The organism is Longimicrobium sp. (assembly GCF_036387355.1).
Lineage (GTDB): Bacteria > Gemmatimonadota > Gemmatimonadetes > Longimicrobiales > Longimicrobiaceae > Longimicrobium.
This window is the reverse complement of the sequence record NZ_DASVTX010000167.1, coordinates 1-8,909: the sequence shown is the minus strand read 5'-3', so window position 1 is coordinate 8,909 and position 8,909 is coordinate 1. Positions and strand designations below refer to the sequence as shown.

Sequence of the window (8,909 nt, the reverse complement as noted above, 5' to 3'; positions counted from 1 at the left end):
ATCGCCGGGCACCAGGCCGTCCGCCCCGCCCATCCGCCGCGCGCCGGCGTCGTCCATTCCCGGCGCGCACGCCTCCGGCGCCAGGGCGAGCGCCACCCCCTCGGCCCCGGCGCGGGCGCTGGCCACGCGCATCCGCCGGTCCTCCTCCACCAGGTCCACCACGCACCGGTCCGCCAGCCGCGGCACCACCAGGCGGGCGAGCTGGGCGCCCGCCGTGGCCGTGTCGAACGAGGCGTGCAGCAGCCGGCCGGCCTCCGCCAGCAGCTCGGCGTGCGCGCGGGCGCGGCGCTGCTGGCGGTGCAGCACGCGGGCGCGCAGCAGGTTGCGCACGCGCAGCTGCACCTCGGCGTTGTTGAACGGCTTGGTGACGAAGTCCTGCGCGCCCTCGCGCAGCGCCCGCTGCCGCGCGTCGAACGTGGCATCCGCCGTCAATACGAGGACGGGGACGAAGTCGTCCGGGCCGATGCGCTCGCGCAGGTCGCCCAGCACCCCGAAGCCGTCACGCCGGGGCATGTGCAGGTCCAGCAGCACCAGGTCCGGCCGGTGGCGCTCGAACAGATCCACCGCCTCCAGCGGGTCCGTGGTGCGCAGCAGGTCGTGGTGCCCGTCGCGGCGAAGGATGCGCTCCAGGAGGTCCAGGTTGGCCTCCTCGTCGTCCACCAGCAGCAGAGTGCAGGCGGAAAGGTCCGGCCCCTTCATCCGCCTCCCCGGCGTGCGGCCAGCGTCTCGTCCACCGTGCGCAGGAACAGGCGGACGTTCAGCGGCTTGGTGAGGTACGCGGCCGCGCCGTCCGCGCGCAGCCGTTCCAGCGTGCGCGGCGTGGCGTCCGCGCTGATGATGATGACGGGGATGTGCGCCGTCCGCGCGTCCGCGCGCAGCTGCCGCAGCACCTCTTCTCCCGACAGGTCCGGAAGGTGAAGGTCCAGAAGCACCACGTCCGGCACGTGCTCGCGCGCCATCTCCACCCCCAGCTGCCCCTGCAGCGCCGGGAGCAGCTTCCACTCCGGCCGCCCCATCAGCACCCGCTCGATCAGGCTCAGGTTGGCCAGGTTGTCTTCCACGTACAGCAGCGTGGCCGGCGTCCCCTCCGCGGCGGACGCCCAGTCCGCGGGCTCGGCGGGGGCATCGGCGTGGTCCAGCGGGTTTTCCGCCCCCTCCAGCTCCAGCAGAAACACGCTGCCGCGGGCGGTGCTGCGCTCCAGCCGCAGCGTGCCGCCCATGGCCCCCACCAGGCGCTCGGAAAGGGTCAGCCCCAGCCCGGTGCCCTCAATGCCGCTCTGCTCCGCGCCCAGCCGGGCGAACGGGGTAAAGAGCTGGTCCTGCTTCTCCGGCGCGATGCCGTAGCCGTCGTCTTCCACGCGCACGGCCAGCCGCGGGCCGCCTGCGCCCTCCACCACGCGGCAGCCCAGGCGCACGGCGCCGCCGGGGCGGTTGTACTTGACCGCGTTGCTGAGCAGGTTCAACAGCACCTGCGCCAGCCGCTGCCGGTCCGCGCGCACGTACCGCCCCAGCGCCGGCCCGGCGGGCTCGGCCACGCTGATCCCCCGCGCGGCGGCCAGCGGGCGCACCAGGTCCAGCGCCTCGCGCATCACTCCGCCCACCTGCACCGGCTCCAGCGAAAGCGGCTGGCGGCCGGACTCGATGCGGGCGATGTCGAGCACCTCGTTGATCAGGTTCAGCAGGTGCTCGCCGGCGGAAAGGATGTGCTGCACCGCCTTGCGGTCTTCCGGCGCCATCTCCAGCTCCGCCAGGATCTGCGCAAAGCCCAGAATGCTGTTCATGGGCGTGCGCAGCTCGTGGCTCATGCGGCTCAGGAACTCGCTCTTGGCGCGGTTGGCGCGCTCCGCCTCTTCCGTGGCGCGGCGCAGCGCCTCGTCGGCGGCGCGGCGCTCGGTGACGTCGCGCGAGTTCACCACCACCCCTTCCGCCGCGGAGTCGGCCAGCAGGGTGCGCCCCGTGCTTTCCAGCACACGCCACGAGCCGTCGGCGTGGCGGGCGCGGTACTCCGCCCGGTGCGTGGTGCCCGGCTCCGCGCACATCGCCGCCAGCGCGGCGGCCGCCAACTCGCGGTCGTCCGGATGGGTGATCTGCATGGGGTCCATCGACTGGATCTGCTCGGGGCTGTAGCCCAGCACCCGGTGCACCGAGGGCGAGTGGTACAGAAAGCGCCCGCCGGCGTCCAGCACGGCGATCATGTCCGACGCGTTTTCCGTCAGCCGGCGGAAGTGCTCCTCGCTGCGGCGGATGGCCTCCTGGGCGGCCCGGCGCTGCCGCACGTCGCGCAGGCTGAAGACGATGCCGGAATCCAGCGAGCGCGGGTCCAGCGTGCGCCCCATGGCCTCCATCCACCGGTGCTCGCCGCTGGCATGGAGAAAACGTACCTCCGCCGTGGCCACGTGCCCGGGCTGCCCGGTGATGGCGGCCAGGTTCTGAAGGGACGAGGCCATGTCGTCGGGGTGGATGAATTCAAGCACCGAGCGCCCCAGCACCTCTTCCGGCGCGTACCCCAGGATGCTGGTGGACGAGGCCGCCGAGTAGGTGATGATGCCGGATGCGTCGCACACCTGCATGACGTCGTTGCTGTTTTCCGTCAGCCGGCGGAAGAACTCCTCGCGCTCGCGCAGGGCCTGCTCGGCGCGTACGCGCCCGGTGACGTCGCGCGAGTTGACCACGATGCCGTCTTCCGGATCGTCGGTCAGCATGCGCGCCTTGCACTCCAGGTAGCCCCAGCCCCCGTCCGCGGCGCGGAACCGCAGGTCCACCGTCACCGTGGTGCCGGGGTTGGCGATCACCGTGCGCATCCCCTCCAGCGCGCGCTCCAGGTCGTCTGGGTGCACGTTGTCCCACGCGGAGGTGCCCAGCGCCTCGTCCGGCGACTGCCCGTACAGGCGGCGCGCGGCGGAGCTCTCAAAGCGGCGGGTGCCGTCGGGCCCCAGCACGGTGATGAGGTCCTGCGCGTTCTCGATCAGCCCGCGGAAGTACTCCTCGCTGCGGCGCAGCGCCTGCTCCGCCTGCACGCGGTCGGTGATGTCGCGCGAGTTGATGACGATGCCGTCTTCCGGGCGGCCGGTGAGCAGGCTGGCCTTGCTTTCCAGGGTGCGCCACTCGCCGGACGCGGTGCGCAGCCGCACCTCGTACGTGGCCATCCCCCCGCTTTCCATCACCCGGTCCAGCTCGCGCCGGGCAGCGGGCACGTCGTCGGGGTGCACGCGGTCCCACGCCGGCACACCCAGCCCCGCCTCGGGCTCGTAGCCGAACAGGTGGCGGATGGCGGCGCTCTCGAACCGCCGCGTGCCGTCCGGGCCAATGACGGTGATGAGGTCCTGCGCGTTCTGAATCAGGCCGCGGAAGTACTCCTCGCGCTCCCGCAGCGCCTCTTCGGCCAGCCAGCGGTCGGTGACGTCGCGGCTGTTGAACACCATGCCGCCCTCCACCGAGTCCGGCAGCAGGGTGCGCCCGAACGTTTCCAGCCGCCGCCAGCTGCCGTCCTGGTGGCGGTAGCGGTAGGTGGCCTGCCCGGTGGTTCCCGGCGCCGCCATGATCCCGCGCATGGCTTCGGTGACGATGGGCACGTCGTCGGGGTGCACCAGGTCGAACGCGTTCACGCCCTGCAGCGCCTCGGGGCGGTAGCCCAGGGTGCGCTCCATGGACGGGCTCTGAAAGACCGTGTTCCCCGCGGAGTCCAGGATGGTGATGACGTCGTACGAGTTCTCGATCAGCGCGCGGTACCGCTCCTCGCTCCGGCGCAGCGCCTCTTCCGCCCGCTTCTGCTCGGTGATGTCGCGCGAGTTGCACACCAGCGGCGCCTCCGCCTCCGGCGACACCTTGCGGGTCACCGTTTCGTGGATGCGCTCGGTGCCGTCGCGGTGCCGCACCCGGTACTGCGCGCTGAAGCTGCGCGAGGGGTCCGCCGCCGCCTGCTCCAACGCCCCCATGAGCCCGCCCAGGTCATCGGGGTGGATGAGGGAGGCGCCGAACTCCATGTCGCTGATCTCCTCCGCCGTGTAGCCGAGCAGGCGGTGGATGGCGGGGCTCACGTACAGCGGCGCGCCGGTGGCGTCGACGATGCTGGCCAGGTCCGACGAGTGCTCCGTCAGCAGGCGGAACTGCTCTTCGCTGCGGCGCAGCGCCTCCTCGGCCCGCGTCTGCTCGGTGATGTCGCGGGTGTTGCACACCAGGTGCGCGTCCGGATCGGCCGAGATCTTTCGCGCGACGGTGTTCATCACCCGCCACGAGCCGTCCTTGTGCAGCGCGCGGTACTGGGCGCTGTGCATGCGCGACGGGTCGGCGCCGGCGGCGTGCAGCAGCCCCATGAGCGCCGGGAGGTCGTCGGGGTGCGTGTGGGCCGCGGCGGCCTCGGCGCTCCCCAGCTCCTCCGGCGTAAAGCCCAGAAGGCGGGTCACGGCGGGGCTGATGTACACCGACTCGCCCGCGGCGCTCACGATGCTCGCCACGTCCGAGGAGTGCTCCGTGAGCATGCGGAACTGCTCTTCGCTGGCGCGCAGGGCTTCTTCGGCGCGGCGCTGCTCGGTGATGTCGCGCGAGTTGGCGATGAGCGGCGCGTCCGGCTGCGCCGAAGCCTTGTGGACGATGGTGTCCATCACCCGCCAGGAGCCGTCCGCGTGCCGGACGCGGTACTGGGCGCGGTAGGTGCCCTCCGGGTCCGCGCTGGCCGCCTGCATGGCGCCCGCCGTGGCGGCGAGGTCCTCGGGATGCACGATGTCCATCGCGTCCGGCCCCGCGAGCAGGTGCGGCTCGTAGCCCAGCACGCGGATCACCGAAGGGCTCACGTAGTCCACCTGGCCGCTGGCGGAGACAATGGTGGGGATGTCGGACGAGTGCTCGGTCAGCATCCGGAACTTTTCCTCGCTCCGGCGCATCGCCTCCTCGAACTCGCGGCGCTCGGTGACGTCGCGCGCGTTCACGATCACGCCCTGCGCGCCGCTGTCCGGGGCCAGCGTCATGGCGTTGGCCTCCATCCACCGGTACCCGCCGGCCTTGTGCGCCACCCGGTAGGCGGCCTGCACGGGAACGCCGGGGGTGGCGAGCATGAGGGCGAACCGCTCCAGCGTGGGGTTCACGTCGTCGGGGTGCAGGTACGTCATGGCCGACGTCCCTTCGATCTCCTCCGGCGTCCACCCCAGCAGCCTCTCCATCGATGGCCCCGTGTACGCGATCAGGGTGTCGGGACCGACGATCTGCACCATGTCGCTGGCGTTTTCAATCATCCGGCGGAAGTGCGCCTCGCGCTCGCGCAGGGCGCGCTCCGCGGCGGCGCGCTCGGTGACGTCGCGCACCACGGCCACGAACGTCCCGTCGCGCAGGGGAACGATGCGCGCTTCGAAGTCGCGCGGCCCGTCCGCCGAATCCATCACGTACTCGGCGCTGGCGAAGCTGCGCGTTTCGCGCGCGCGGGCCATGGCGCCGTCCACCACCGCCATCACGTGCGCGGGCATGACCTCGTGCAGGCGGCGCCACAGGAACGCTTCCGGCGCGGCGGCCAGCACCGCGGCGTCGCCGGCACGGAAGTCCAGCACGGTGCCGTCGTCGCCCAGGCGAAAGAACAGGTCGGGGAGGGCGCGGAAGATGGCCTCCATTTCCGCGGTGCGCTCCATGAGCGCCTCCTTGGCCGCCTCGTGCTCGGCCACCTCCTCTTCCAGCGCCTCGTTGGCCTCGCCCAGTTCCTGGGTGCGGTCGGCCACGCGGGCTTCCAGCTCCTCGTTGGCGCGGCGCAGCGCGTCTTCGGCGGCTTTGCGCCCGCGGATGTCGCGCGCGATGTTGATGAGGACGTCGCGGCCTTCGAGGGTGGCGCGCAGCAGGTGGGCGTCCCAGACGATCTCCTCCCCGGCGCGGGTCATGGTAGCCCACTCGTACCGCTGCGGGGTGCCGGCGAGCGCCGCGTGCACCAGCGGGACCACGTTTTCCGGCGCGTACTCCGGCCGCGGCGACGACAGGTCCGGCGCCGTGCGCGAGCGGAACTCCTCCACGGTGTAGCCGTGCAGCTCGCAGTTGGAGCGGTTGGTGTCCAGGATCTCCAGCGTGTCCACGTCCATGACCACAATGGCGTCGCCGGTCACGTCCAGCAGCGTGCGGTAGCTGCTCTCGGCTACCTGCAGCCGCGCGGCCATGCGAATGCGCGCCAGGGCGTCCGCCGCGAGGGCGGCGAATGCGTCGGCGGCGGCCTCGTCCTCATCGGTGAACGGCCCGCCCTCAACGCGCAGCGTTCCCCACACCGTCTCGCCATCCGCCACCGTGCGGACCAGCGCGCCCGTGTCCGGCGCGCCGTCCCGCGGCGCGGCGGATTCCGCGTGGGGCGGCTCGGCGGCGTCGTCGCCGGACAGGCGCAGTTCCACCCGGTCCGCGCGGACGGCGGCGGGGACCGCGGCCTCCAGGACGGCGGCGAGTTCGGCGGGGGTGGAGGCGCGGGCGGCGTGCTGGGCGGCGGCCGCCAGCACGCGCATGCGGTGCGCGGGGCCGGGCGCGGGGTCGCCCACGCGCGGGAGCTGCGCCAGGACGCGGGCCAGCTCGGGCGCAAGGCCGGCGGGCGAGATGGATTGCTGCATGGGAGATCCTGCTGGGGCCTGCGACGGGGGACCGGCGGGCCGGAAAACGCGGATGGGGAGCGCGGTGCGGAAACGCCACAAACGTATGTTGCTTCCGCAGATGCGGCAAGGCATCCGGCGCGCCGCGGGGTGCCCGCGGACCCGCAAAGATGCCGCGTCGCGGACGCCGCCGCATCGGTCGCATGACCGAGGCGGGGCGGGGGAATGGGCTGAGTGAATGAATCAGCCGCAACAACCGCGGAAAGTCCCCCAAACAGCCGGGGGGACTTCACCCGCACGCGGCGGCGGTTGCCGAGCGGTTCTCCCCTCTCCGTGCGGCAGTTTGCACGGGGAGGGGCTGGGGAGGGGCCCACGCGGAGCGACGTCCAAACGCGGCATCCGCGGACGGGCCAACGGTGGTCAGCCGCAAGCTTCCTGAGCGGATGAATCCGCCGCTCGAACCGCGGTATGCCCCGACTCGTGGCCGCTGTCGCGTCCACGATCGAGGCTTCAACCGACCCGGCGGACGGCTCCGCGCGTGCGATCGGCCGCGACGCCGCGCCCAGTCCGCGGCGGCGGACTTCGTGTTTCTCGAGGCGCGGTTTCAACCGCCGGGCATGAACCCCGGTCTCGAGCACCGCCCTTCGCCCCCGCGCCGAACGGCTCCCCCTCGCCCGCTTGCGCGTCCGCTTGCGGAGAGGCGGGCTGGGGTGAGGCGTGCCCGCAGCATGCGCCAAACCCCGCCGGACGCCCCAAACCGCAGTTGCCGTGTGCCCCCTCTCCCACATCTGTTCGTGGGAGAGGGTGGACGCGTCTCAGCGCGGCCGGGTGAGGGCGCAGCCGAGTGAGGGCCACACCCCGCCGCGCACACCACTCTCCGCTCGCCGCCTCCGCTCCCCGTTCCCGCGCCCGGCGCATGGGTCGATTGATTTAGGTCAGCTTACCGATAGGCGCACGCCCGGCGCTCCGGCAGTTTCAGTCGACCGCCAGAGCAGGGCACATGCGCCAGGATAATCGCCGATGACCATCCCGATCCCGTTCCCCGCCCGCGAAGCGTGCCGGTCGCCCGTCATTCTGGTGGTGGACGACGACGAACTGCACCGCGAACTGCACTGCATGATGCTGCGGCGCGCCGGCTACCACGCCGAGGCCGCGGACGGCGGCGAAGAGGCGCTGCGGTGGATCGGGGACACGCGCCCGGCGCTGGTGCTCACCGACCTGCGCATGCCCGGGCTGGACGGATTTGCGTTCGTGGAGCGGCTTCGCCGGGAGCCGCGGCTTACCGGCATTCCCGTCATCATGGTGACGGGGGACGCGCCGGAGGTGGCGCCCGCGCGGGCCATGGCGGCCGGCCTGTCGGCGCTGCTCCCCAAGCCGGTGGAGATGACGGACCTGCTTTCCGCCGTGGCCGAGGCCCTGGTGGCGCCCCCACGCGCGGCGTAGCGAATCAGAACACGCGCCCGCCCAGCGGAACGTCGTGGTCGGGCGCCATGAGCACGATGGCGCCGTCCGCGTCCGGCAGCCCCAGCACGAGCACCTCGCTCATGAACGGGCCGATCTGCCGCGGCGGGAAGTTGGTAACCGCCACCACGCTGCGCCCCACGAGCGTGTCCGGCGTGTAATGCACGGTGATCTGCGCGCTCGATTTGCGCACGCCGATCTCCGGCCCGAAGTCGATCCACAGCTTGAGGGCCGGCTTGCGCGCCTCGGGAAACGGCTCCGCGCGCAGCACGCGCCCCACGCGCATCTGCACGCGGTCAAAATCAGCGTACTCGATCATCTCTGGCGGATTGGGTGATGCGGGTTGTGGTTCCCGGCCGTTCAGACCGGATGCAGTGGGGTTCCCGGCCGTTCAGCCCGGATGCAGTGGAAGCCCCGATCGTGGACGCGACAGCGGCCATGAGTCGGGGCTTTCCGCTTCTTGAGCGGCGGATTCATCCGCTCAGGGAGGTTTGCGGCCGACCACATTCGACGCTTCCCCCGATGCCACGTAAACGGCGCTCCGCGTGGGCCCCTCCCCCGGCCCCTCCCCGCGCAAACTGCCGCACGGAGAGGGGAGCAACACCATCGACAACCGCCGCCGCGTGCAGGTGAAGTCCCCCGGCTGTTTTGGGGGACTTTCCGCCGTTGTTGCGGCGAATTCATTCGCTCAGCAACGCCCGCTGACGAGCGCAGGTACATCCAGCGCGCTTCGGAGAATGCCGTCCGTGCGGGGGGAGAGGAAGAGGGTCAACCGGGAACATGGGTAACAAATCGGACCGGGTTGATAGGTAACAGTTTTCTTTAATCAGTTCCCCCCACCCGGGAGTCCGGCGTCAGCCGGAGACCACCCCTGTGGCTTCCCTCAACCGGCCGATCAGCCGCTCG

4 protein-coding genes are annotated in these 8,909 nt (G+C 72.0%); 1 reads left to right on the top strand and 3 read right to left on the bottom strand.

Going from position 1 to position 8,909, the window contains the following annotated elements; translation table 11 throughout:
- Both VF665_RS07665 and VF665_RS07660 read right to left on the bottom strand, forming a co-directional pair.
- Window positions 1-699: response regulator (locus VF665_RS07665; protein ID WP_331052821.1), on the bottom strand; the 699-nt coding region annotated here is incomplete at its 3' end.
- Window positions 696-6,563 (bottom strand): PAS domain S-box protein, encoded by a 5,868-nt coding sequence (locus VF665_RS07660; RefSeq protein WP_331052820.1) that lies wholly within the window; start codon window positions 6,561-6,563, stop codon window positions 696-698. The genes VF665_RS07660 and VF665_RS07665, both read right to left, overlap by 4 nt.
- Before the next feature lie 999 nt (window positions 6,564-7,562).
- Between VF665_RS07660 and VF665_RS07655 the strand changes: the two genes are divergently transcribed.
- Complete coding sequence (locus VF665_RS07655) at window positions 7,563-7,985, top strand: response regulator (protein ID WP_331052819.1); 423 nt, start codon at window positions 7,563-7,565, stop codon at window positions 7,983-7,985.
- A 4-nt stretch (window positions 7,986-7,989) separates the two neighbouring features.
- Here the strand turns inward: VF665_RS07655 and VF665_RS07650 are convergent, their stop codons facing one another.
- Window positions 7,990-8,322, bottom strand: a complete 333-nt coding sequence (locus VF665_RS07650) for a tRNA-binding protein (RefSeq protein ID WP_331052818.1) — start codon at window positions 8,320-8,322, stop codon at window positions 7,990-7,992.
- Window positions 8,323-8,909: the final 587 nt, after the last annotated feature.

What these genes read in the sequence shown, in the direction of transcription:
- VF665_RS07660 (WP_331052820.1), bottom strand. Translation starts at nt 6,563, where the DNA reads ATGCAGCAATCCATCTCGCCCGCCGGCCTTGCGCCCGAGCTGGCCCGC.
- VF665_RS07655 (WP_331052819.1), top strand. Translation starts at nt 7,563, where the DNA reads ATGACCATCCCGATCCCGTTCCCCGCCCGCGAAGCGTGCCGGTCGCCC.
- VF665_RS07650 (WP_331052818.1), bottom strand. Translation starts at nt 8,322, where the DNA reads ATGATCGAGTACGCTGATTTTGACCGCGTGCAGATGCGCGTGGGGCGC.